The 21,389-nt window shown below is 65.6% G+C and carries 18 protein-coding genes and 3 tRNA genes; 2 read left to right on the top strand and 19 right to left on the bottom strand.

The window, feature by feature from the left end; all coding sequences use genetic code 11:
• Window positions 1-21: 21 nt before the first annotated feature.
• Both IB273_RS13265 and IB273_RS13260 read left to right on the top strand, forming a co-directional pair.
• On the top strand, window positions 22-1,140 hold the full coding sequence (locus tag IB273_RS13265; RefSeq protein WP_192224237.1) for a nitrilase-related carbon-nitrogen hydrolase: 1,119 nt from the start codon (window positions 22-24) through the stop codon (window positions 1,138-1,140).
• Window positions 1,137-2,174, top strand: a complete 1,038-nt coding sequence (locus tag IB273_RS13260) for an AraC family transcriptional regulator (protein ID WP_192224236.1) — start codon at window positions 1,137-1,139, stop codon at window positions 2,172-2,174. The genes IB273_RS13265 and IB273_RS13260 overlap by 4 nt, the downstream gene beginning before the upstream one ends.
• A 252-nt stretch (window positions 2,175-2,426) precedes the next feature.
• Here IB273_RS13260 and IB273_RS13255 read toward each other — a convergent pair.
• From IB273_RS13255 to leuD, 19 genes are all read right to left on the bottom strand, one after another.
• Window positions 2,427-2,503, bottom strand: a tRNA-Asp gene (locus IB273_RS13255).
• A gap of 96 nt (window positions 2,504-2,599) precedes the next feature.
• Window positions 2,600-2,676: transfer RNA gene (locus IB273_RS13250), tRNA-Asp, on the bottom strand.
• 16 nt (window positions 2,677-2,692) lie between these two features.
• Window positions 2,693-2,768: transfer RNA gene (locus IB273_RS13245), tRNA-Val, on the bottom strand.
• Between the two features lie 278 nt (window positions 2,769-3,046).
• Window positions 3,047-3,805, bottom strand: a complete 759-nt coding sequence (locus IB273_RS13240) for an SDR family oxidoreductase (protein ID WP_138215460.1) — start codon at window positions 3,803-3,805, stop codon at window positions 3,047-3,049.
• A 5-nt stretch (window positions 3,806-3,810) separates the two neighbouring features.
• Window positions 3,811-5,022 carry an O-succinylhomoserine sulfhydrylase gene (locus IB273_RS13235; RefSeq protein ID WP_081519375.1) on the bottom strand — a complete coding sequence of 404 codons (1,212 nt, stop codon included), beginning with the start codon at window positions 5,020-5,022 and terminating at the stop codon, window positions 3,811-3,813.
• Window positions 5,023-5,049: 27 nt separating this feature from the next.
• Entirely contained in the window at window positions 5,050-6,555 is a 1,506-nt protein-coding gene (gene purF / locus IB273_RS13230; protein WP_081519374.1) for an amidophosphoribosyltransferase, read from the bottom strand.
• Between the two features lie 106 nt (window positions 6,556-6,661).
• Window positions 6,662-7,204 carry a CvpA family protein gene (locus tag IB273_RS13225; RefSeq protein ID WP_139791618.1) on the bottom strand — a complete coding sequence of 181 codons (543 nt, stop codon included), beginning with the start codon at window positions 7,202-7,204 and terminating at the stop codon, window positions 6,662-6,664.
• A 104-nt stretch (window positions 7,205-7,308) separates the two neighbouring features.
• Entirely contained in the window at window positions 7,309-7,974 is a 666-nt protein-coding gene (locus IB273_RS13220; protein WP_192224235.1) for an SPOR domain-containing protein, read from the bottom strand.
• Between the two features lie 22 nt (window positions 7,975-7,996).
• Window positions 7,997-9,277, bottom strand: a complete 1,281-nt coding sequence (gene folC, locus IB273_RS13215; protein ID WP_192224234.1) for a bifunctional tetrahydrofolate synthase/dihydrofolate synthase — start codon at window positions 9,275-9,277, stop codon at window positions 7,997-7,999.
• Entirely contained in the window at window positions 9,274-10,149 is an 876-nt protein-coding gene (gene accD, locus IB273_RS13210) for an acetyl-CoA carboxylase, carboxyltransferase subunit beta (RefSeq protein WP_192224233.1), read from the bottom strand. Before accD ends, folC begins: the two co-directional genes overlap by 4 nt.
• Before the next feature lie 257 nt (window positions 10,150-10,406).
• Entirely contained in the window at window positions 10,407-11,030 is a 624-nt protein-coding gene (locus IB273_RS13205) for a phosphoribosylanthranilate isomerase (RefSeq protein ID WP_081519369.1), read from the bottom strand.
• A gap of 57 nt (window positions 11,031-11,087) precedes the next feature.
• On the bottom strand, window positions 11,088-11,945 hold the full coding sequence (gene truA / locus IB273_RS13200) for a tRNA pseudouridine(38-40) synthase TruA (protein ID WP_081519368.1): 858 nt from the start codon (window positions 11,943-11,945) through the stop codon (window positions 11,088-11,090).
• A 19-nt stretch (window positions 11,946-11,964) separates the two neighbouring features.
• Complete coding sequence (locus tag IB273_RS13195; RefSeq protein ID WP_192224232.1) at window positions 11,965-14,838, bottom strand: FimV family protein; 2,874 nt, start codon at window positions 14,836-14,838, stop codon at window positions 11,965-11,967.
• Between the two features lie 168 nt (window positions 14,839-15,006).
• Window positions 15,007-16,017: an aspartate-semialdehyde dehydrogenase gene (locus IB273_RS13190; RefSeq protein WP_192224516.1), complete on the bottom strand. Its 1,011-nt coding sequence runs from the start codon at window positions 16,015-16,017 to the stop codon at window positions 15,007-15,009.
• Between the two features lie 95 nt (window positions 16,018-16,112).
• Window positions 16,113-17,249, bottom strand: coding sequence for a FimV family protein (locus IB273_RS13185; protein ID WP_225610157.1), 1,137 nt, complete (start codon window positions 17,247-17,249; stop codon window positions 16,113-16,115).
• Window positions 17,250-17,558: 309 nt separating this feature from the next.
• Window positions 17,559-18,671, bottom strand: coding sequence for an aspartate-semialdehyde dehydrogenase (gene asd / locus IB273_RS13180; protein ID WP_192224230.1), 1,113 nt, complete (start codon window positions 18,669-18,671; stop codon window positions 17,559-17,561).
• An 80-nt stretch (window positions 18,672-18,751) separates the two neighbouring features.
• Window positions 18,752-19,834: a 3-isopropylmalate dehydrogenase gene (gene leuB / locus IB273_RS13175; RefSeq protein ID WP_192209704.1), complete on the bottom strand. Its 1,083-nt coding sequence runs from the start codon at window positions 19,832-19,834 to the stop codon at window positions 18,752-18,754.
• Window positions 19,835-19,938: 104 nt separating this feature from the next.
• The gene (locus IB273_RS13170; RefSeq protein ID WP_192224229.1) at window positions 19,939-20,703 is read right to left on the bottom strand and encodes a class I SAM-dependent methyltransferase; all 765 of its coding nucleotides are present in this window, start codon (window positions 20,701-20,703) and stop codon (window positions 19,939-19,941) included.
• A 32-nt stretch (window positions 20,704-20,735) separates the two neighbouring features.
• Window positions 20,736-21,380, bottom strand: a complete 645-nt coding sequence (gene leuD / locus IB273_RS13165; RefSeq protein ID WP_081519362.1) for a 3-isopropylmalate dehydratase small subunit — start codon at window positions 21,378-21,380, stop codon at window positions 20,736-20,738.
• Window positions 21,381-21,389: the final 9 nt, after the last annotated feature.

Below are 21,389 nucleotides of genomic sequence, written 5' to 3'. Positions count from 1 at the left end.
TCCCATGAGTACCCGTCCTTTATGCGCAAGCTGATCTTCCTCGTCCTGGTCATCCTCTTCGCCGGTTATGCCGGCTGGGCGGAGCGCCGCCCGGTGGGCCACTACCTGTCCGACCTGCGCAGCGAAGTCTCGCTCAACCAGGGCCAGCCGTCCGAACGCGGCAACCTGCTGGGCGTGCAGCCGGAGCTGTTCACCCAGGACTACCAGAGCGTCGAGCGCCTGCGCCTGAAGTTCCATGCCTACCTGGCCAAGGCCCGCGACGAAGGGCTGATCAACCCGCGCACCGTGGTGGTCTTCCCGGAACACATCGGCACCTGGCTGGTGGCCGCCGGCGAGAAGCCCGAGGTCTACCAGACCGAGCACCTCGCCGAGGCCATGGAATGGATGGCCGCCAGCAACCCGCTGAAACTGGCGCGCGGCTGGCTCGGCGCCAAGGGCGAAGACCGCATGGCCGACGCCCTGTTCCGCATGAAGGCGGTGGACATGGCCCACGACTACCAGACGCTGTTCGGCTCTCTGGCGAAGGAGTTCAGCGTCACCATAGTCGCCGGCTCCATCGTGCTGCCCAACCCGCGCATCGTCGAAGGGCAGATTCGCACGGGCAACGGCCGCCTCTATAACGTCAGCCAGGTCTTCGGCAGCGACGGCCTGCCGCTGGGCAAGCCGCAGCGCAAGCTGTTCCCCATCGACGACGAGAAAGGCTTCACCCGTGGCGGCGACGCCGGCGACCTGCAGGTCCTGCAGACCCCGGCCGGGCGCCTGGGCGTGCTGGTCTGCGCCGACAGCTGGTACCCGGCCAGCTACAGCGCGCTGGCCGCGAACAAGCCTGACATCATTGCTGTACCGGCCTTCCTTACCGGCAACGGCAGCTGGAGCAAACCGTGGAAGGGCTACAACGGCGGCGCGACGCCGAACGACGTGACGCTCAAGCCCGGCGAACTCTCCGAAGGTGAAGCCTGGGAACGCCTGGCGCTGGCTGGCCGTCTCGGTGAGAGCGGCGCACACGCCGGCATCACTGTGTTCTTCCGTGGCCATCTCTGGGACCTGGGCAGCGACGGTCGCAGCCTGGTCGTGAATGGCGACAGCCATACCCTGGCGCCCGACGGCGCCGGCGCGCGTCTGATCAACCTCTGGCTATGAATCGCCCGACCATGCGTCTCGGCGACCTTTCGGTGGGTTTTGTCCACAGCCTCGCCGACGCGCTGGCGGAAAGCGGCGTCGCCCCGCAGCCCCTGCTTCAGCAATACGGACTGGACGCGGCACGCCTGGGTGAACCCGGCGCGCGCCTGTCGATCCCCCGCTACATGCGCCTCGGCCACGCGGCCATCCAGCAGAGCGGCGACCCCGCCCTCGGCCTGCGCATGGGGCAATTGAGCCGACCAAGCCAGAGCGGCCTGGCTGGCGTCACCGCCGCCCAGGCACCCAACCTGCGAGCCGCCGCCCGCGCGCTGATCCGCTTCGAGCCGCTCTACGCGCAGAACTACCGCGGCCAGAGCAGCTTCATCGAAGACGCCAGCGGTGCCTGGCTGCGCTTCTACTCCATCAGCCCGTACAACGCGTACAACCGCTTCGTGGTGGATTCGGTTCTGGCCGGCTGGGTGAGCATGCTCGGCAGCATCGGTGCGCAGCCGCTGCGCCCGGAGAAGGTCGAGATCGAGTACCCGGCACCCGCCTGGGCGTCACGCTTCGAAGAGAGACTTGGCTGCCCGGTGGAGTTCGGCGCCGAACACAACCAGCTACGCCTGGACCAGGCAACACTGGCGCGCGCCAACCCGGACCACTGCCCGAGCACCTGGCGGCAATTGCTGGATATCTGCGAGAAGGAACTGGAGCAACTGACCCGCACGCGCAGCCTGCACGAGCGTGTCGCCCAGTTGCTGGGACCGATGCTCAACGGCCGCGAACCGGACCTGGAGGAAGTGGCCGCGCGGCTCAAGCTGCCGACCTGGACACTGCGTCGCAAGCTGGCCGAGGAAGGCACGCAGTTCCGCAGCATCCTCAACGACACCCGGCGGGACCTGGCGATGATCTACATTCGCGACACCGACCTGGCCTTCGGCGAGATCGCCTACCTGCTCGGCTTCGCCTCCGCCGAGGCCTTTCAGCGCGCCTTCAAGCGCTGGAGCGGGCAGACCCCCGGAGAATTCCGCCGCGCTCAGCGCCACAGCGCCTGATCACATTTCCGTGGCGTCGTCAGCCGGCTCCGGCAGATCCTGTTCCACCGCGTGCAACTCCAGCAGTTCTTCCTGATAGTCGTCCATTGGCTTTTCTCCTGACCGTTCGATCCGGTTTTAGCAAAGACCATGGGAAAAAAGCTAGACGGCAAAGGTGAAGGACCTGTGACAGCGTCTTACAGAAGGACTGTGGGAATTTTCGGGCGGAAACGAAAAAACCCTCAGGTACTGCTACCTGAGGGCTTTCGAATATGGCGCAGCGGACGGGACTCGAACCCGCGACCCCCGGCGTGACAGGCCGGTATTCTAACCGACTGAACTACCGCTGCGTGTCGGTTGGACTTTCGTCCGGTACAGCAACCTCCTTGCGCCTGGAGTGAATCACTCGACAAGCCGGTTCGGGGTAGGAACCAAGGAGGGGGAAATGGCGCAGCGGACGGGACTCGAACCCGCGACCCCCGGCGTGACAGGCCGGTATTCTAACCGACTGAACTACCGCTGCGCGTAACTTGCGAGAGTGGTGGGTGATGACGGGATCGAACCGCCGACCCTCTGCTTGTAAGGCAGATGCTCTCCCAGCTGAGCTAATCACCCTTCGTCTCGAAGTGGGGCGCATTCTACAGCCGGCAGAACCTAAGTCAATGCCCTGATTGAAATTTTTTTCATTTCTCGCGAAAAAAGTTCGGCGCACCGGCGCCGAGCTCGGTGCGGCCCCAGGTTCGCGAGCAAGCTCGCTCCCACAGAAGAGCTCCGGCGCCAATCCTGCAGGAGCGAGCTTGCTCGCGAACAGACCAACACCTGCACTCCCCGGCGCGGGCCGGAAATGAAAAAGGGCGACCCTCGGGCCGCCCTCCTCTTCCCCACCCCGACACTCAGTCGAGGTAGATCATCTTGCGCGTCATGCCGCCGTCGATCACCAGCTCCTGGCCAGTGACGAAGCCGGCACTGTCGCCGATCAGCCAGGCCACCGCCGAGGCGATGTCCTCTACCGTGCCGACACGGCCGACCAGGTGCTGGTCATGATCCAGCTCGGTCAGCGGCTCGGCCTCGCGCTCGCGCAGGTCGCGGGCATCGATCCAGCCGGGGGAAATCGCGTTGACGCGGATATCCGGGCCCAGGCTGCTGGCCAGGGCGTGGGTCAGCGACAGCAGCCCGCCCTTGCTCGCCGCGTAGGCCTCGGAATTCGGCTCGGACTGGTGAGCCCGAGTGGAAGCGATGTTGACGATGGCGCCGCTGTGCGCGCGCAGGTACGGCGCACAGTGCTTGGCCAATAGCATCGGACCGGTGAGATTCACCGCCAGGGTACGGTTCCACTCGTTCAGGCCCAGGCTTTCCAGCGCCGTGTTGTGCGGCCGGGCGATGGCGGCATTGCTCACCAACGCATCCAGGCGGCCAAACTGGCCGATCAGCTCGGCCACGGCCGCAGCGACCTGCCCTTCACTGGCCACGTCCAGCGCGATGAAGCTGGCGCGCTCACCGAGCGCCGCAGCCACTTTCGGGCCGCGCTCGCGGTCGATGTCCGCCAGCACCACCTGCCAGCCCTCGGCGACCAGCCAGGCAGCGACACCCAGGCCGATGCCGTGTGCTGCACCGGTGACCAGCACCACCTGGCCGTTGCCGAGGGCGTCCATTACGCTCACAGCGCCGCCAGGCCTCGCGCCAGGTCGGCCTTGATGTCATCGACATCTTCCAGGCCCACGGCAACGCGGATCAGGTTGTCACGGATGCCGGCGTTCTCGCGCTCCAGCGGCGACAGGCGACCGTGGGAGGTGGTGGCCGGGTGGGCGATGGTGGTCTTGGTGTCACCCAGGTTGGTGGTGATGGAGATCATCCGGGTGGCGTCGATGCAGCGCCAGGCTGCGGCCTTGTCACCCTTCACCTCGAAGCTCACCACCGCGCCGAAGCCCTTCTGCTGACGCTTGGCCAGCTCATGCTGCGAGTGACTGGGCAGGCCAGCGTAGTAAACGCGCTCCACGCCCGGCTGCTGCTCGAGCCACTCGGCGACCAGTTGCGCCGAGGCGCTGTGGGCCTGCATGCGCACGCGCAGGGTTTCGAGGCCCTTGATGAAGATCCAGGCGTTGAACGGGCTGAGCGTCGGGCCGGCGGTACGCAGGAAGCCGACAACCGGCTCCATCTGCGCGCGCCGACCGGCGACTACGCCGCCCATGGTACGGCCCTGGCCGTCGATGTACTTGGTCGCGGAGTGAATCACCACGTCCGCGCCCAGCTTCAGCGGCTGCTGCAGCGCCGGGGTGCAGAAGCAGTTGTCCACCGCCAGCAGCGCGCCCTTGGCATGGGCGATCTCGGCCAGCGCGGCGATATCCACCAGCTCGGCCAGCGGGTTGGACGGCGACTCGACGAAGAACAGCTTGGTGTTCGGCTTGCAGGCCGCTTCCCAGGCCTTCAGGTCGCTCAGCGGCGGGTAGTCCACCTCGATACCGAAACGCTTGAAGTACTTCTCGAACAGGCTGATGGTCGAGCCGAACACGCTGCGCGAGACCAGTACGTGGTCGCCAGCACTGCACAGGCTCATCACCAGCGAGAGGATGGCCGACATGCCGGTGGACGTGGCCACCGCCTGCTCGGCGCCTTCCAGCGCGGCGATGCGCTCCTCGAAGGTGCGCACCGTGGGGTTGGTGTAGCGCGAGTAGACGTTGCCCGGCACTTCACCGGCGAAACGCGCGGCCGCATCGGCGGCACTGCGGAACACATAGCTGGAGGTGGTGAACAGGCCTTCGCCGTGTTCAGCCTCCGGGGTGCGGCGTTGCCCGGCGCGCACTGCGAGGGTGTCGAAACCGACGCCCTCCAGGTCGCTGTCCAGCCGGCCGGCTTCCCAATCCTGAGCCATGCCCTGCTCTCCCTATTCGTGTCTGAATCAGTCGTTGTACAGATCGATGATGGCGCTGACCGCGGCACCCTTGGTCTTGGTGGAGTCGTTGCGCGCCTGGTCGATCTTGTTCAGATAGGCTTCGTCGACGTCACCGGTGACGTACTCACCGTTGAACACGGCGCAGTCGAAGTGGTCGATCTTGATCTTGCCGCCCTCGGTGGATTCGATCAGGTCCTGCAGGTCCTGATACACCAGCCAGTCGGCGCCGATCAGCTCGCCGACTTCCTCGGTGCTGCGGTTGTGCGCGATCAGCTCGTGGGCGCTCGGCATATCGATGCCGTAGACGTTGGGGTAGCGCACCGCCGGAGCGGCGGAGCAGAAGTAGACGTTCTTCGCGCCGGCCTCGCGGGCCATCTGGATGATCTGCTTGCAGGTGGTGCCGCGAACGATGGAGTCGTCCACCAGCATCACGTTCTTGCCGCGGAACTCCAGTTCGATGGCGTTGAGCTTCTGGCGTACCGATTTCTTGCGCGCGGCCTGGCCGGGCATGATGAAGGTACGGCCGATGTAGCGGTTCTTCACGAAGCCTTCGCGGAACTTCACGCCCAGGCGGTTGGCCAGTTCCAGCGCGGCGGTGCGGCTGGTGTCCGGGATCGGGATGACCACGTCGATGTCGTGGTCCGGACGCTCGCGGAGGATCTTGTCGGCCAGCTTCTCACCCATGCGCAGACGCGCCTTGTAGACCGAGATGCCGTCGATGATGGAGTCTGGACGCGCCAGGTAGACGTGCTCGAAGATGCACGGCGCGTACTGCGGGTTGGCCGCACACTGGCGGGTGTAGAGCTTGCCGTCTTCGGTGATGTACACCGCTTCGCCCGGCGCGAGGTCGCGGATCAGGGTGAAGCCGAGGACGTCCAGGGCCACGCTTTCCGAGGCGATCATGTACTCCACGCCGTTCTCGGTGTGACGCTGGCCAAAGACGATCGGGCGGATCGCATGGGGATCGCGGAAGCCGACGATACCGTAGCCGGTAATCATCGCCACCACGGCGTAGCCACCCACACAACGGGCGTGCACGCCGGCAACGGCGGCGAACACATCTTCCTCGGTGGGCTGCAGCTTGTTGCGCACCGCCAGCTCATGGGCGAACACGTTGAGCAGCACTTCCGAGTCGGAGTTGGTGTTCACGTGGCGCAGGTCGGATTCGTAGATTTCCTTGGCCAGCTGCTCGACATTGGTCAGGTTGCCGTTGTGCGCCAGGGTGATGCCGTAGGGCGAGTTGACGTAGAACGGCTGCGCCTCGGCGGAGCTGGAGCTGCCCGCGGTCGGGTAGCGCACGTGTCCGATGCCGATCTTGCCGACCAGACGCTGCATGTGGCGCTGCTGGAAGACGTCACGGACCAGGCCGTTGTCCTTGCGCAGGTACAGACGGTCGTCCTGACAGGTGACAATCCCCGCAGCGTCCTGGCCACGATGCTGGAGAACGGTGAGCGCGTCATAGAGCGCCTGATTCACGTTCGACTTGCCCACGATACCGACGATGCCACACATGCGACGCAACCCCTAGTTGGTGTTCAGGCTAAAACAATTCCATATTCGGCAGTATCCACCGGACCTGCCGTAGCGGCGACGGCTACCCGTCGCCTCCGCCCGCCCGTCACTGGGCCGGCAGCAAGCCACCCACTCCGGAAGGCGGAGTGATGGTAACGCCGGACATCCACTGCCCGGCAAAAGTCAGGATGAAGTTCTTCGACCAGTCGGCGACCATCAGGAAATGCGGCATCAGCACCGATTGCTGCCACCACGGGTCCTGTTGCACCGGCGCAAGGCTCAGCAGACCGACCAGCAAAACCACCAGCAGCACGCCACGGGCGCCACCGAACACCATGCCGAGCACGCGGTCGGTGCCGGACATGCCGGTCACCCGCACCAGCTCGCTGATGAGAAAATTGACGAGCGCGCCCAGCAGCAGCGTGACGACGAAAAGAAGAGCGCAGGCGGCGATGACACGCCCCGAGGGCAGCTGAATGTAGGGTGCGAGATGCTCGGCCAGGGCGCCGCCAAACATCCAGGCGACCGCACCGGCTACGATCCAGGTGACCAGCGACAGGGCTTCCTTGACGAAACCACGACTCAAGCTGATCAGGCTGGAAACGACGATGATGCCGATCATCGTCCAATCGACCCAGGTAAATGCCACGTTGCGGCCCAGAAACGGAAAGGCCCCGCATTTTAGCAGAGGCCTTCGATTTAGAAGAGCCCCAGTTTGACATGGGGCTGATTGAGAGAAGCTAACGAACGGGTTCAGCCACGCTCTGGCTGGAAACGCACCACGAAACCATTGAGTTTCTGCTGCTTGCCGAGCTGGTCGCGCAGGCGATCCGCCTCGGCGCGTTCGACCACAGGGCCGACAAAGACGCGGTTCATGCCGTCGAAACTGCGCACGTAGGCGTTGTAGCCCTGGCTGCGCAGCGACTTCTGCAGTTCATCGGCACGAGCACGGTTGGACAGGCTGGCCAGTTGCACGGACCAGCTCACTGGCAGGTTGTTGCTATCCAGACGCTGGGCCGGCTGTTGCGCTGGAGCGGCAGGAGCGGCGGCCTGGGCAGGCTGCTGCGCCGGCACGGCCGGTTTGGGAGCAGCCGGCTGCGGGGCCGGAGCCTTGGGCTGCGTCGGCTGAGCCTGCTGGGTCGGCAGACTGGCGATGGGCGCGGAAGGCGCCTGCGCCGGAGCCGCTTCGGCCGGCGGCACGGCGTTATCCGCATCTTCGGCCTGCGGCTCGGGAACTTCGGTGGGTTGCACTTCGACGGTAGGCATCGCCGGCGGCTTGGGCATCACCGGCGCTTCGACCACCACCTGGCGTACATCATCCTCGCGGGAGAACAGCATCGGCAGGAAGATCACAGCCAGTGCCAGCAGCACCAGCGCTCCGACTACCCGCTGCTTGAGCCCCTTATCGAGCAACGCCATGCACAACTCCCCTTAGGTCTACTTATTGAGCAGCCTTGGCGAGCCACTCCAGGGCATCCGCCACGCTGTAGAACGAACCGAACACCAGAATCTCATCATCGGTGCCCGCCGCATCGCACTGCGCCACCAGCGCCGCGGCGATATCGCCATGGCCACTGACCTGCGCCCCGCGTGCCTGCAGCGCGGCCTCCAGCTCTGCGGCCGGACGGCTGCGCCCGGTGGGCAGCGGCGCGACGGCCCAATCCTGCACCAAGCCGAGCAAGGGTTCCAGTACGCCGTCGAGGTCCTTGTCCGCCAGCAGGCCGAACACCGCGTGGCGCACACCCTTGGGCGGCGCCGCACGCAGGCGGCTGGCGAGGTATTGCGCTGCGTGCGGATTATGCCCGACGTCGAGCAACAAGTGGCGCTCTTCGCCATGCCATTGCACGGTTCGGCGATCCAGGCGCCCGGTCACGCGGGTGCGCTGCAGTGCGGAGACCAATTGCTCGGACTGCCACGGCAGGTCCAGCAAGGCATACACCTGCAAGGCCAGCGCCGCATTCTCCATCGGCAGGTCGAGCAGCGGCAGGTTGTGCAGGCTCAGCGCCTCGCCGGTGGCGGAACGGCCGCGCCAGTGCCAGTCGCCCTCGCCCATCGCCAGGTCGAAATCACGCCCGCGCAGAACCAGCGGCGAGCCGAGCTTGCGAGCCTGCTCCATGATCGGCGCTGGCGGCTCCAGATCACCACAGACGGCAGGCTTGCCGGCGCGGAAGATACCAGCTTTCTCGAAAGCCACGCTTTCGCGGGTGTTGCCCAGCCAGTCGGCGTGATCGATGCCGATGCTGGTGACCGCCGCGACGTCGGAGTCGATCAGGTTGACCGCATCCAGGCGACCGCCCAGGCCGACTTCCAGCACCACTGCATCCAGGTTGGCGCGCTCGAACAGCCAGAAGGCCGCGAGGGTGCCCATTTCGAAGTAGGTCAGGGAGATTTCGCCGCGAGCCGACTCGACTGCGGCGAAGGCTTCGCAGAGTGCCTCGTCGCTGGCTTCGACGCCATCGATGAGCACGCGCTCGTTGTAGCGCAGCAGGTGCGGCGAGCTGTAGACGCCGACGCGCTGGCCCTGCTCGCCGAGCAGGGCGGCGAGGAAGGCGCAGGTGGAACCCTTGCCGTTGGTGCCGGTGACGGTCACCACGCGGGGCGCGAGGCGCCCCAGGCCAAGCCGGCCAGCTACTTCACGGGAGCGATCCAGCCCCATGTCGATTGCCGTGGGGTGGAGTTGTTCGAGATAGCTGAGCCAGTCGGCAAGGGTACGTGGGGTCATCCTGCGAGCGCGGCACTTGGAGTGTGGGTGAATTTGGCCAGCAGGCTGGCGAGCCGCTGACGCATTTCCGAACGGTGGACGATCATGTCGATGGCGCCGTGCTCCAGCAGGAACTCGCTGCGCTGGAAGCCCTCAGGCAGCTTCTCGCGCACGGTCTGCTCGATCACCCGCGGGCCGGCGAAGCCGATCAGCGCGCGCGGCTCGCCGACGATCACGTCGCCGAGCATCGCCAAGCTGGCGGAAACGCCGCCGTACACCGGGTCGGTCAGCACGGAAATGAACGGGATGCCCTCTTCGCGCAGGCGGGCCAGCGCGGCGGAGGTCTTGGCCATCTGCATCAGGGAGATCAGCGCTTCCTGCATGCGCGCGCCACCCGAGGCGGAGAAGCAGATCATCGGGCAACGGTTTTCCAGGGCGCAGTTGGCAGCACGCACGAAGCGCTCACCGACGATGGAGCCCATGGAGCCGCCCATGAAGGAGAACTCGAAGGCGCTGACCACGACCGGCAGGCCCATCAGCTTGCCGCTCATGGAGATCAGAGCGTCCTTCTCGCCGGTGTCTTTCTGCGCGGCGGTCAGGCGGTCCTTGTACTTCTTGCTGTCGCGGAACTTCAGGCGATCCACCGGCTCCAGCTCGGCGCCCAGCTCCTCGCGGCCTTCCTCATCGAGGAAGATATCGATGCGCGCGCGGGCGCCGATACGCATGTGGTGATCGCACTTGGGGCAGACGTCGAGGGTCTTTTCCAGCTCCGGACGGTACAGCACCGCCTCGCAGGACGGGCACTTGTGCCACAGGCCTTCCGGTACCGAGCTCTTCTTCGCCTCGGAACGCATGATGGAAGGGATCAGCTTGTCTACCAGCCAGTTGCTCATGCTCTCGTCTCCAGTGCAGCGGCACGGCGCGATGGGTTGCGCGTGCCCCTGAGCAAATTCATCGTCGCGGTTCCGACCTCAAGGCCGGAACCCCTCGCAAACAAAGGCGCCGCCTGGGGCGTCGCCACGGATACAGCACTCGATGCGGGTCGCCGATGGACAAGACTGCCAACACCGACAACTCCCAGCGCCACCCACGGGCAGCGATTGGGTAGTGGACGGCGGCAGGCCGCTCGTCGTCACATGAAGATTCAGCGTCACGCCACCGAACGACACTGCGCGATGAAATCGCGGATCTTCTGCGCATCCTTGATGCCCTTGCTCGCCTCCACCCCGCCGCTCACATCCACGGCGTAAGGGCGCACCTGGGCAATGGCATCGGCCACGTTGGCGACCGTCAGGCCGCCGGCCAGGATCAACGGACGCTGCACATCCTTCGGCACCAGCGACCAGTCGAAAGCCAGCCCGGTTCCACCAGGAATGCCCTCCACGTAGGTATCGAGGAGGAAGCCACTGGCCTGCGGATACTTCGCGATCTGCGCCGCCACGTCGTCGCCCGGCTTCACGCGCAGGGCCTTGAGGTAGCGCTTGTGCCAGCCGGAGCAGGCCTCGGGCGTCTCGTCACCATGGAACTGCAGGACGTCCAGCGGCACCGCATCGAGGATTTCCCCCAGCTCGCAGCGACTGGCATCGACGAACAGGCCGACGGTACTGACGAAGGGCGGCAGCGCAGCGACTATCGCCCGCGCCTGCTGGATGCTCACCGCGCGCGGGCTCTTGGCATAGAACACCAGGCCGATGGCGTCGGCCCCCGCCTCGGCGGCGGCCAGGGCATCCTCGACTCGGGTAATACCGCAGATTTTGATGCGAACGGCGGACAAGATGCAGCAACCTTCAGGCAAGTGATCGATCGATGGTAGCAAATGACCCCGGCATCGTCAGCCGACGATATCCGGCAAACTTGAAAGGAAATGTGGCCCCACATACCGCTCGGGCAGCACGAACTCCTCCGGGTACTCCACGCCCACCAGGTACAGCCCGTAAGGGTGCGCGGTGATGCCGCTGGCGCGCCGATCGCGCGCGGCCAGCGCTTCGGCCGCCCATTCCACCGGGCGCTCGCCGGCGCCGATGGTCATCAGCATCCCGGCAAAGTTGCGCACCATGTGATGCAGGAAGGCATTGGCGCGGACATCCAGCACGATGAAGCGCCCGTGCTCGATCACCTCGAGGTGGTGCACCGTCTTGATGGCCGACTTGGCCTGGCACTGCACCGCGCGGAACGAGGTGAAGTCATGGGTGCCGACCAGCGCGCGGGCCGCCTCGCGCATGCGCGAGACATCCAGCGGGCGGTGGTTCCAGGTGACCTCTTCGGCCATGTGCGCCGGGCGGATCTGGTCGTTGTAGATCACGTAGCGATAGCGCCGCGCCATGGCAGTGAAGCGCGCATGGAAATGCGCCGGCATCACCTTGGCCCAGGTCACGCTGATGTCGTTGGGCAGGTTGGCATTGGTGCCCATGACCCAGGCGATGAGCGAGCGCTCGGCGGTGGTGTCGAAATGCACCACCTGCCCGCTCGCATGCACCAGCGCATCGGTACGACCCGCGCACATCAGGGATACCGGATGGTCAGCCACCCGGGACAGCGCTTTTTCCAGCGCGCCCTGCACGGTCGGTACACCATTTTCCTGGCGCTGCCAGCCGCGATAGCGCGAGCCTTTGAATTCGACGCCCAGGGCAATCCTGGAAACGCCAACGGCGGCCGATTCGGCCGCCGCTGAGGGTACTGCTTCAATCATCTATCTGGAGCCTTCCGGCTCAGGCGATACGCCCGAGCAGTTCGCGAGCTTCCTGCTGCTGGTTGTCGTTACCCTCGGTGATGACTTCATCGAGGATGTCGCGGGCGCCTTCAGTGTCGCCCATGTCGATGTAGGCACGCGCCAGGTCGAGCTTGGTGGCCGCTTCGTCGGCGCCGGAGAGGAAGTCGAAATCGTCTTCGTCGTCAGCACCTTCGCCCGGCAGGTCCAGATCGCTGGCGGCGAAGCCTTCGTCTGCCAGCGGCTCGACCGGAGCCTGCGGCTCTTCGTTCTGCCCGGAGAGACGGTCCAGCTCGGCGCTGACCTCGTCCAGTTGGGCGGCGAAGCTGTCGTCGGCCTTGGTCGGCGCCGGCTCGTCATCCGCCAGGGACAGGTCGAAATCGTCCGGCAGGTCGTCGGCTTGCGGCGCCTTGCTCTCGATATCCAGGGTGAACTCCTCGGGGCTCACGCCGGACAGCGATGCGGTGTCGTCGTCCAGGCCCAGCAGGAAGTCATCTTCCGCCGAAGCCAGGGTGGATTGGGTATCTTTCTCCAGATCCTTGTCCAGGTCCAGGGAGAAGTCGCTCAGGTCATCGACCAGCGACGGAGCCTCGACCTTGGCAACCGGCTCTTCCGGCAGATCCAGATCGAAGGCGAAGTCGTCCTCGGCCTTCGCGCTTGGAGTCACGGCCGGCGAACCGCCCAGGCTCAGGTCGTCGTCCAGGTCGAAGCTGCCGAAGGACAGTTCGTCGTCCTGCTGCGCGACCGGAGCGGCGGGCTTGTCGTCACCCAGTTCGAGGTCGTCCAGCGCCAGGTCGAAGGCGTCATCCAGATCACTGTGCGACTGAGTGGCAGGCTCGGCGGCCGGCGGAGTCGGCTCCACTTCGAAGTCGTCCAGGCTGAACCCATCGAGGTCGTCGTCAGCAGACGCTGCGGCAGCAGCAAGACCACCACCCACGGCAGCGAGGGTGACCATGCCTGGGTAACGGGATTTCAGTTGCTCGACCTGCGGCTCGGCGCCGCCGATCTCACGCAGTTCGTTTTCCTGACGGGCGAAACCTTCGCGATCACCGATCTCGGCATAGACCTCCATCAGCTTCAGGCGCAGGTCGGTACGCTGCGGCTCGTCGTAGATGGCACCCTGCAGCAGTTCGGCAGCCTGGTTGAAGCGGCCGTAGGCGATGTAGATGTCTGCCTCGCCCAGTGCATCGCTGGTCTGCGCAGCCACACGCTCTGGCGCAGCCTGAGCCGGGGCGGCAACCTCGGCGGCCGGCGGCACGACCAGGGCATCCAGCTCGCTGCCGGCAAGGGTCAGGTCGTCATCGAGATGCGGCTCGTCATCACCGGCGTAGGCAGCGAGGCTTTCCTGCTCCTTGGCGGCGCGACGGCGGGAAATGATCATCAGCAGGACCAGCAGGGCCAGCAGCGCGCTGCCGGCGATGGCACCCAGCCAGATCGGATTGGCGAGAATCTCGTCCACGATGCCGGTCTCGGCCTGCTCGACCGGTGCGGCAACAGGAGCGGGAGCCGGTTTCGGCTTCTCCGCTTCCGGCGCGGGGGTCGCTGCGGCAGGAGCCGGTGCGGGCGCCGGAGCCGGTTGCGGTTGCGCCTCGGCGGCAGGTGCCGGCGGGGTGCCTGCGTCGCCACCCGGAGTCGGCGCAGCCGGTTGTTCTGCGACGGCCGGAGCCGCCGGAGTCGCGGGCTGGGCAGCCGAATCGGCGCCCGGCACGGGAACCGGAACGGCGCCATTGGCGGCAGCAGCCTTGTCGTTGCCCAGTTCGTTCTGCAGCTTGGCCAGTTGGGCATCCTTGAGCGCGATGAGCTTCTGCAGCTTGTCCATCTGGCTCTGCAGGTCGGTCATGCGGCTGTTCAGCTCGTCGTTCTCGCGACGGGTGCTGTCCAGGCTTTCCTTGGTGACGGCCAGCTTGTCAGCGACGGCCTGGCCGTCCTTGCTGCCCTTGTCGCCACCCTTGGCCTTGCCATTCTCACCAGAGAGCAGGCGCAGGCTGTCCTTGGTTTCGGCCTGGGCCGGAGCGTTACCGGCATTGGCGCGCGGCGTGGCATCCAGCTGACGGGCGCCGCCGGTGGGCAGGCTGCGGCCTTCGCGCCAGGCGGTGTACTGCTGGTTGACCTCGGTCACTGCAGCCGGCTGGGTGCGCGCCTTGATCTGCTCGGCATCGGGCAGACGCAGCACCTGGCCGCTCTTCAGGCGGTTGATGTTGCCGCCGAGGAAGGCATCGGGATTGAGGTCCTGGATCGCCAGCATGGTCTGCTGGACGGAAACGCTGCCATCCGGGCGCGCACGAGCGGCGATTTCCCAGAGGGTGTCATTCTTGCCGGTGCGGTACTCGTTGCCTTCCAGGCGACGAGCCGGCGCAGGCGGAGTAGCGCTGGGCGCGGGAGTCGCACGCGGCGCGGCTGTGGCGGACGGGCGCACTACCGGAGCGGGCACGGCCATCGGCGCGCGCGGCACGGCGGCGGCGGTCTGCGGCGAATACAGCGGCGGGTCCAGCAGCACGGTGTACTCGCGCAGCAGACGGCCATTGGGCCAGAGCACTTCCACGAGGAAGTTCAGGTAGGGTTCCTGCACCGGCCGGTCGGAGGTCACGCGGATGACGCTCTTGCCATTCGGCTTGACGATGGGCGTGAATTTCAGCCCGGTCAGGAAGTACTGACGGTCGACGCCGGCCTTGTTGAAATCCTCCGGCGAAGCCAGCTTCGGGATTACCTCGGCCGCGGACAGGTCTCGAACTTCGACCAGCTCGATTTCGGCATCCAGCGGCTGGTTCAGCGCCGAACGCAGGTGGATATCCCCCAACCCCAACGCATGCGCCATGCCCGAGGTCAGTGCCGAAGCAGCTGCGATTGCCTGCACCAGTTTGCGAAGCCGGACCATATATTAATCCCTTGTTTTAATAGCTTTTTTCTGGATTAGAACAACGTCTAACGGGCGCCGCTGCCCACTACACCTTCCGTTTTCACGGCGGTGCTCTCCCCTGTCAGCGACGTTCCCGGCCAGTATTGCCAAGCTAGAATACTTCTTCAAATATTCGGTAAGTATCTTTTACAGATAGTGTTTTATCAACAATTCGCCCAAGTTCACAGCATTTAGGGCTGCGCCTTTTCTCACATTATCTGACGCAATCCACAAATTCAGTTCGCACGAATCTGTCAGACCGGTCCGTAGGCGACCGACGTAAACACTATCCTGCCCCTGTGCATCACCGATGACAGTCGGGTAATCGCCTTCCAGCAGCTCGATGCCGTCCGCCGCATCCAGGGCAACGCTGACTGCCGCCAGGGAAACCGGCGCTGCCGTCCTGATGGAAAGCATCAGGGTATCGCCGAAGAATACCGGCGCCAGACTGCAGGTAACGCTCAGGCCATCCTTCAGCTCGGGGAACAGCACAGCGAGCTCTGCCGCGATGCGGCGCTCGACCACGGAATAACCCTGCGCATCGACGTCGCCCAATTGCGCCAGCATGTTGAAGGCGAACTGGCGATCCACCAGTCGCGGCTCCAGCGGACGAGCATTGAGCAGCTCCGCGGTCTGCCGCGCCAGCTCCTGCACACCCTCGCGCCCCAGTGCGGAAGCGGACAGGCAGGCGCTCACAGTGACCTGGCGAAGCTCCAGCACGCCACGCAGCGCGGCAAGCACTTCGGCAACCTCGGCGGCCGGCGCTGCCGGGGCGGCAATCACAGCGGGCAGCTGCAGGGTTTCGACAGCCTCAGCATTCACGCAGGCCTGGGCCAGCAGCGCGGCGGCATTGCTCAGCGATGCACCACTGAGATCGATCACGCTGCAACCGGCGGCGCTGGCACGGGCGGCGCAATCGGCAGCGGCCTCGGCGCCTACGGAAAGGAAGGCCAGGCGCACCTTGGCGAAGTCGAAATCATCGAGCTTGCCGACCCGGATGTTGCGCCCGCGGAAGGCAACCGACTTGCCGGCGGATTCGCCGCTGGCCAGCAGATACAGGTTGGCGACGGGGAAGTCGCGCTCTTCCAGCAGTTCGACCAAAGCCTCGCCAACGAGTCCTGTGGCGCCTACTACGGCGATGTCGAGTGTTTCAGGCATCCGGTGTCTCACAATCGGTGGGTAAAGTAGCGCAGCACTTTACTGCCCCCACCGGCGGCGAAGCAATCGAGGGCTCCGCCGCCTATCGCCGCAGATCAGGGGCGCGGCGCACCGTCCGTAGCCTGGGCGGTCAGCGGCGCCGTCACCTGGGCGACGCCCCCGGCTGCAGCCTGCGGATTGCCTGCCTGCGGAGCGGCCTGGGTCTTGGCCCGATCCTGCTCGGCCAGACGCGCAATCAGGCCGGCGATCTGCGAGTCCTTCAGCTCGATCAGCTTGTTCAGCTTCTGGGTCTGGCTCTCCAGGTCGGAAATCCGGCTGCGCAGTTCATCGCCCTCGCGACGGGCGCTGTCCAGACCTTCCTGGGCCACGGCCAGTTGCTCGGCCTCGACCTTGCCCTTGTCCTTGCCCGGCTGGCCGGAGATCAGGCGCAGGTTGTCGCGCTCTTCGGCCTTTGCCGGCGCGCTGCCCGCCTCCGCCTTGTGGGTGGCGTCCAGCTGGCGCCCCTGCTGGGCCAGTTGCGGATTGCGCTTGGCTTTCCACTCGGAATTCTGGGTTTCGACATGGGCCACTGCCTGGGCGTGGCTCTGCTCGCGAACCTGCTGTTCGCTGGGCAGGCGCAGCACCTGGCCGACCTTGATGCGATTGACGTTGCCGTCGACGAAGGCATCCGGGTTCATGCGCTGGATCGCGGCCATGGTCTGCATGACCGAAACACCGCTGGACGGACGGTTGCGCGAAGCGATGTCCCACAGCGCGTCGTTGCGCTGGATGCGATAGCTGTCAGCCGGCGCATTGGCGACCGCCGGCACCAGCGGTTGCGCCTGCGGCGCGCGAACTGCAGCCACCGGCGCGATGGCCGGCGGCGTCACGGGACTGGCCACATAGGTCGGCGGGTCCAGCAGCAAGGTGAATTCGCGCACCAGGCGACCCTGCGGCCAGACCACCTGCAGGACGAAGTTCACGTAGGGCTCGCGAATCGGCTTGGACGAGCTGACATGAATGACGCCACGGCCGTTCTTGCCAACGTCGGGCGTGAACTTCAGCCCGCTGGTGACCACGTTGCGGTCCACACCCAGGCGCTCGAAGTCATCTGCCGAGGCAAGACTCACCACCACCTCCTCGGAGCTCAGGTCAGCCACGCCGCGCAGGTCGATATTGGCCGAGAGGGTCTGCCCCAGCGCTGCCCGCGAGGAGATGTCACCCAGCTCCAGGGCGCCTGCCATGCCCGGCATGAACGCCGCGGCGACTGCCGTCGCCAACCACAATCTGTGTAACCGAGCCATTTTCTCCCCCGCTGCTTGCTTGCCGTCGGCCGGCGCGAAAGGCGCGCCGAAACCTGTCCCCATGGACGGGCTGCGAGGATAACGACTGGTTCCCGGTGGCTTTTCCGGGTGCGTCACAGAAACCGGCGCCAAAGAGCCGACAGTCAGACGGGCTGGCGTTTTTGTGCGGCGGTTCACCTACACACAGGGAACTTCTCGTGCTCCACAAAGCACGACGCCGGCTCAGGGCCGGCGTCGTGGGTGTCACTCAGAGGCGAATCAACGCTCGAGCAGGATGCGCAGCATGCGGCGCAGCGGCTCGGCGGCGCCCCACAGCAGCTGGTCGCCCACGGTGAAGGCGCCCAGGTACTGAGTGCCCATGTTGAGCTTGCGCAGACGGCCGACCGGAACGCTCAGGGTGCCGGTGACGGCCGCAGGAGTCAGTTCGCGCATGCTGATCTCGCGCTGGTTCGGGATCAGCTTGACCCAGGGGTTGTGCTGGCTGATCAGGCCTTCGATGTCCGCGATGGGTACATCCTTGTTCAGCTTGATGGTCAGCGCCTGGCTGTGGCAGCGCATGGCGCCGATGCGCACGCAGATGCCGTCCACCGGGATCGGGTTCTTGAAGCGGCCGAGGATCTTGTTGGTCTCGGCCTGGCCTTTCCACTCTTCGCGGCTCTGGCCGTTGGGCAGTTCCTTGTCGATCCACGGGATCAGGCTGCCGGCCAGCGGCGCGCCGAAGTTCTCGGTGGGCATGGCGTCGCTGCGGATGGCTTCGGCGACCTTGCGGTCGATGTCGAGGATGGCGCTGGACGGGTTGGCCAGGTCATCGGCGACGGAAGCGTTGATGGCGCCCATCTGCTTGATCAGCTCGCGCATGTTCTGCGCGCCGGCACCCGAGGCCGCCTGGTAGGTCATGGCGCTCATCCACTCGACCAGGCCGGCTTCGAACAGGCCGCCCAGGGCCATCAGCATCAGGCTGACGGTGCAGTTGCCGCCGATGTAGTTCTTGGTGCCGGCATCCAGCGAGTTGTCGATGACCTTGCGGTTCACCGGGTCGAGGACGATGACCGCGTCATCCTGCATGCGCAGGCTGGAAGCGGCGTCGATCCAGTAGCCCTGCCAGCCGGCTTCGCGCAGCTTGGGGAAGACTTCGCTGGTGTAGTCGCCGCCCTGGCAGGTCAGGATGACGTCGAGGGTTTTCAGTTCCTCGATGCTGTAGGCGTCCTTCAGGGAGGCAATGTCCTTGCCAATGGACGGACCTTCGCCACCCACGTTGGAGGTGGTGAAGAACACCGGCTCGATCAGGTCGAAGTCCCGCTCTTCCAGCATCCGCTGCATGAGCACCGAACCCACCATGCCACGCCAACCGATCAGACCTACACGCTTCATCGCTACTACACCTTCAAATATTTAGAGGGCCGTCGTTCCCGCCTTCGTACAAGAGCGCGGGAACGAGCGAGCCGGACAGATTACAGATTCCGCAGTGCTGCGACTACCGCGTCGCCCATTTCGCGGGTACCGACCCTGGTGCAGCCTTCGGACCAGATGTCACCGGTACGCAGGCCCTGGTCGAGCACCAGGCTCACGGCCTTCTCGATGGCGTCGGCGGCGGCGCCTTCGTTGAAGGTGTAACGCAGCATCATCGAGACCGAGAGGATGGTCGCCAGCGGGTTGGCGATGCCCTTGCCGGCGATGTCCGGCGCGGAACCGTGGCAAGGCTCGTACATGCCCTTGTTGTTCGAATCCAGCGAGGCAGAAGGCAGCATGCCGATGGAGCCGGTGAGCATGGAAGCCTCATCCGACAGGATGTCGCCGAACATGTTGTCGGTGACCATCACGTCGAACTGCTTGGGTGCGCGGACCAGCTGCATGGCGGCGTTGTCGACGTACATGTGCGACAGCTCGATGTCCGGGTAGTCCTTGGCGACTTCCTCGACCACTTCGCGCCACAGCTGGCTGGAAGCAAGGACGTTGGCCTTGTCCACCGAGCACAGCTTCTTGTTGCGCACGCGAGCCATGTCGAAGCCGACACGGGCGATGCGGCGGATTTCGCTTTCGCTGTACGGCAGGGTGTCGTACGCCTGGCGCTCGCCGTTCTCCAGCACGCGCTGCTCGCGCGGTTGGCCGAAGTAGATGCCGCCGGTCAGCTCGCGCACGATGAGGATGTCCAGGCCGGCGACCACTTCGGGCTTCAGGCTGGAGGCATCGGCCAGTTGCGGATAGAGGATGGCGGGACGCAGGTTGCCGAACAGGCCCAGTTGCGAGCGGATCTTCAACAGGCCGCGCTCGGGGCGGATGTCACGCTCGATCTTGTCCCATTTCGGGCCGCCCACGGCGCCCAGCAGCACGGCGTCGGAGTTGCGCGCGCGCTCCAGGGTCTCGTCGGCCAGCGGTACGCCGTGCTTGTCGATGGCGGCGCCGCCGATCACGTCTTCGGTCAGCTCGAAGCCCAGGGCGAACTTGTCGTTGGCCAGCTCCAGCACCTTGACCGCTTCGGCCATGATTTCCGGGCCGATGCCGTCGCCGGGGAGAACCAGAATCTGTTTGCTCATCTTTCTGCTCACTTTTTGAAAGTCGCTTGGCAAATAAAGCCGCTTGGCAAATAACGTAACGCCCCGGATGGCTCGCACCATCCGGGGCGGTCAGAACCTTGAGATCAGCGCTCCGCCCAGAGCACCAGCACGTCGGTGCTGAAGGAACCCTCGGCGTCGATCTCGAAATACTCGCGCACCTCGTCGCCCATCGAAAGCTGCAGGGCACGAATGGCCTGGCGCATCACCTCGGGGGTGCGCATGCGCTCGACCCAGGAAGTGAACTCCAGGCGCAGGCGCTGGCGCTTCTGCGCAGTCACCGCAAGACCCGTCTCACCCACTAAACGCGCCCACTCCGACGGGGAGTAGTCACGCACATGGCTGGTGTCGCGCAAGACCTCGACAGTCTGCAGATAGGTGTCCAGCAGAGGCAAGCCCGGCGCCGCGACATCGATGAAGCAGACCACGCCGCCCGGCTTGAGCACCCGGCGCACTTCGCGCAGCGCCTGGCCGACATCCCGCCAGTGGTGCGCGGAATAGCGACTGAAGACGAAGTCGAACTCACCATCCTCGAACGGCAGCTGCTCGGCGGCACCACAGCGCGTGGCGATGTTGCCCAGGCCGCGCTCGGCGGCGGCCGAGGCCACCACGTCGAGCATCTGCTGGGACAGGTCGTAGGCCACCACCTCGCCGGCCAGCGGCGCGACGTTGAAGCTCACATGCCCTGCCCCGCACCCCAGATCGAGCACGCGCGCACCGGTAGTCGCCGACAGTCGCTCGCGCAGCTGGGCGAATTCCTCGCCCTGGGCGTGTACGGCACTGGTCAGGTAAGCGTTGGCCTGGGCGCCGAACTGGCGCTGGACCACTTGCTCGTGGCGACTCTCGGTCATGCTGCTCTCCTTACAGAGTGATGCGGCGCCGCTCAGGCGTCGCGGAACAACCAGGGCTGCTGCTGCTTGTAGCCGCCTTCGAAACTGCGGATCGCATCGGCGTCCTGCAGGGTCAGGCCGATGTCGTCCAGGCCGTTGAGCAGGCAGTGCTTGCGGAACGCGTCCACGTCGAAGCTGTACTGCTTGCCGTCCGGGCGGGTCACGGTCTGCGCGGCGAGGTCGACGGTCAGTTGGTAACCCTCGGTGGCTTCGCACTGGGCGAACAGCTCGTCGACTTCCTCGTCCTTCAGGATGATCGGCAGCAGGCCGTTCTTGAAGCTGTTGTTGAAGAAGATGTCGGCGAAGCTCGGCGCGATCACGGTACGGAAGCCGTACTCGTCCAGCGCCCACGGCGCGTGCTCGCGGGAGGAGCCGCAACCGAAGTTCTCACGGGCCAGCAGCACGCTGGCGCCCTGGAAGCGCGGGAAGTTGAGGACGAAGTCCTTGTTCACCGGACGCTTGGAGTTGTCCTGGTTCGGCTGGCCCACGTCGAGGTAGCGCCACTCGTCGAACAGGTTCGGGCCGAAGCCGGTGCGCTTGATCGACTTGAGGAATTGCTTGGGGATGATCTGGTCAGTGTCGACGTTGGCGCGGTCGAGCGGCGCAACGAGACCGGTGTGCTGGGTAAAGGCTTTCATGTTCGGTCT

Origin of the sequence: Pseudomonas sp. PDM19 (assembly GCF_014852215.1) — a bacterium.
Lineage (GTDB): Bacteria > Pseudomonadota > Gammaproteobacteria > Pseudomonadales > Pseudomonadaceae > Pseudomonas.
The sequence above is the reverse complement of the archived record's forward strand: the minus strand, read 5'-3'. Positions and strand labels throughout refer to the sequence as shown.

What these genes read in the sequence shown, in the direction of transcription:
- purF (WP_081519374.1), bottom strand. Translation starts at nt 6,555, where the DNA reads ATGTGTGGCATCGTCGGTATCGTGGGCAAGTCGAACGTGAATCAGGCG.
- IB273_RS13235 (WP_081519375.1), bottom strand. Translation starts at nt 5,022, where the DNA reads ATGGCTCAGGATTGGGAAGCCGGCCGGCTGGACAGCGACCTGGAGGGC.
- IB273_RS13240 (WP_138215460.1), bottom strand. Translation starts at nt 3,805, where the DNA reads ATGGACGCCCTCGGCAACGGCCAGGTGGTGCTGGTCACCGGTGCAGCA.
- IB273_RS13260 (WP_192224236.1), top strand. Translation starts at nt 1,137, where the DNA reads ATGAATCGCCCGACCATGCGTCTCGGCGACCTTTCGGTGGGTTTTGTC.
- accD (WP_192224233.1), bottom strand. Translation starts at nt 10,149, where the DNA reads ATGAGCAACTGGCTGGTAGACAAGCTGATCCCTTCCATCATGCGTTCC.
- IB273_RS13190 (WP_192224516.1), bottom strand. Translation starts at nt 16,017, where the DNA reads ATGCCTGAAACACTCGACATCGCCGTAGTAGGCGCCACAGGACTCGTT.
- folC (WP_192224234.1), bottom strand. Translation starts at nt 9,277, where the DNA reads ATGACCCCACGTACCCTTGCCGACTGGCTCAGCTATCTCGAACAACTC.
- IB273_RS13170 (WP_192224229.1), bottom strand. Translation starts at nt 20,703, where the DNA reads ATGACCGAGAGTCGCCACGAGCAAGTGGTCCAGCGCCAGTTCGGCGCC.
- asd (WP_192224230.1), bottom strand. Translation starts at nt 18,671, where the DNA reads ATGAAGCGTGTAGGTCTGATCGGTTGGCGTGGCATGGTGGGTTCGGTG.
- leuD (WP_081519362.1), bottom strand. Translation starts at nt 21,380, where the DNA reads ATGAAAGCCTTTACCCAGCACACCGGTCTCGTTGCGCCGCTCGACCGC.
- IB273_RS13195 (WP_192224232.1), bottom strand. Translation starts at nt 14,838, where the DNA reads ATGGTCCGGCTTCGCAAACTGGTGCAGGCAATCGCAGCTGCTTCGGCA.
- leuB (WP_192209704.1), bottom strand. Translation starts at nt 19,834, where the DNA reads ATGAGCAAACAGATTCTGGTTCTCCCCGGCGACGGCATCGGCCCGGAA.
- IB273_RS13220 (WP_192224235.1), bottom strand. Translation starts at nt 7,974, where the DNA reads ATGGCGTTGCTCGATAAGGGGCTCAAGCAGCGGGTAGTCGGAGCGCTG.
- truA (WP_081519368.1), bottom strand. Translation starts at nt 11,945, where the DNA reads ATGATTGAAGCAGTACCCTCAGCGGCGGCCGAATCGGCCGCCGTTGGC.
- IB273_RS13185 (WP_225610157.1), bottom strand. Translation starts at nt 17,249, where the DNA reads ATGCCGGGCATGGCAGGCGCCCTGGAGCTGGGTGACATCTCCTCGCGG.
- IB273_RS13265 (WP_192224237.1), top strand. Translation starts at nt 22, where the DNA reads ATGCGCAAGCTGATCTTCCTCGTCCTGGTCATCCTCTTCGCCGGTTAT.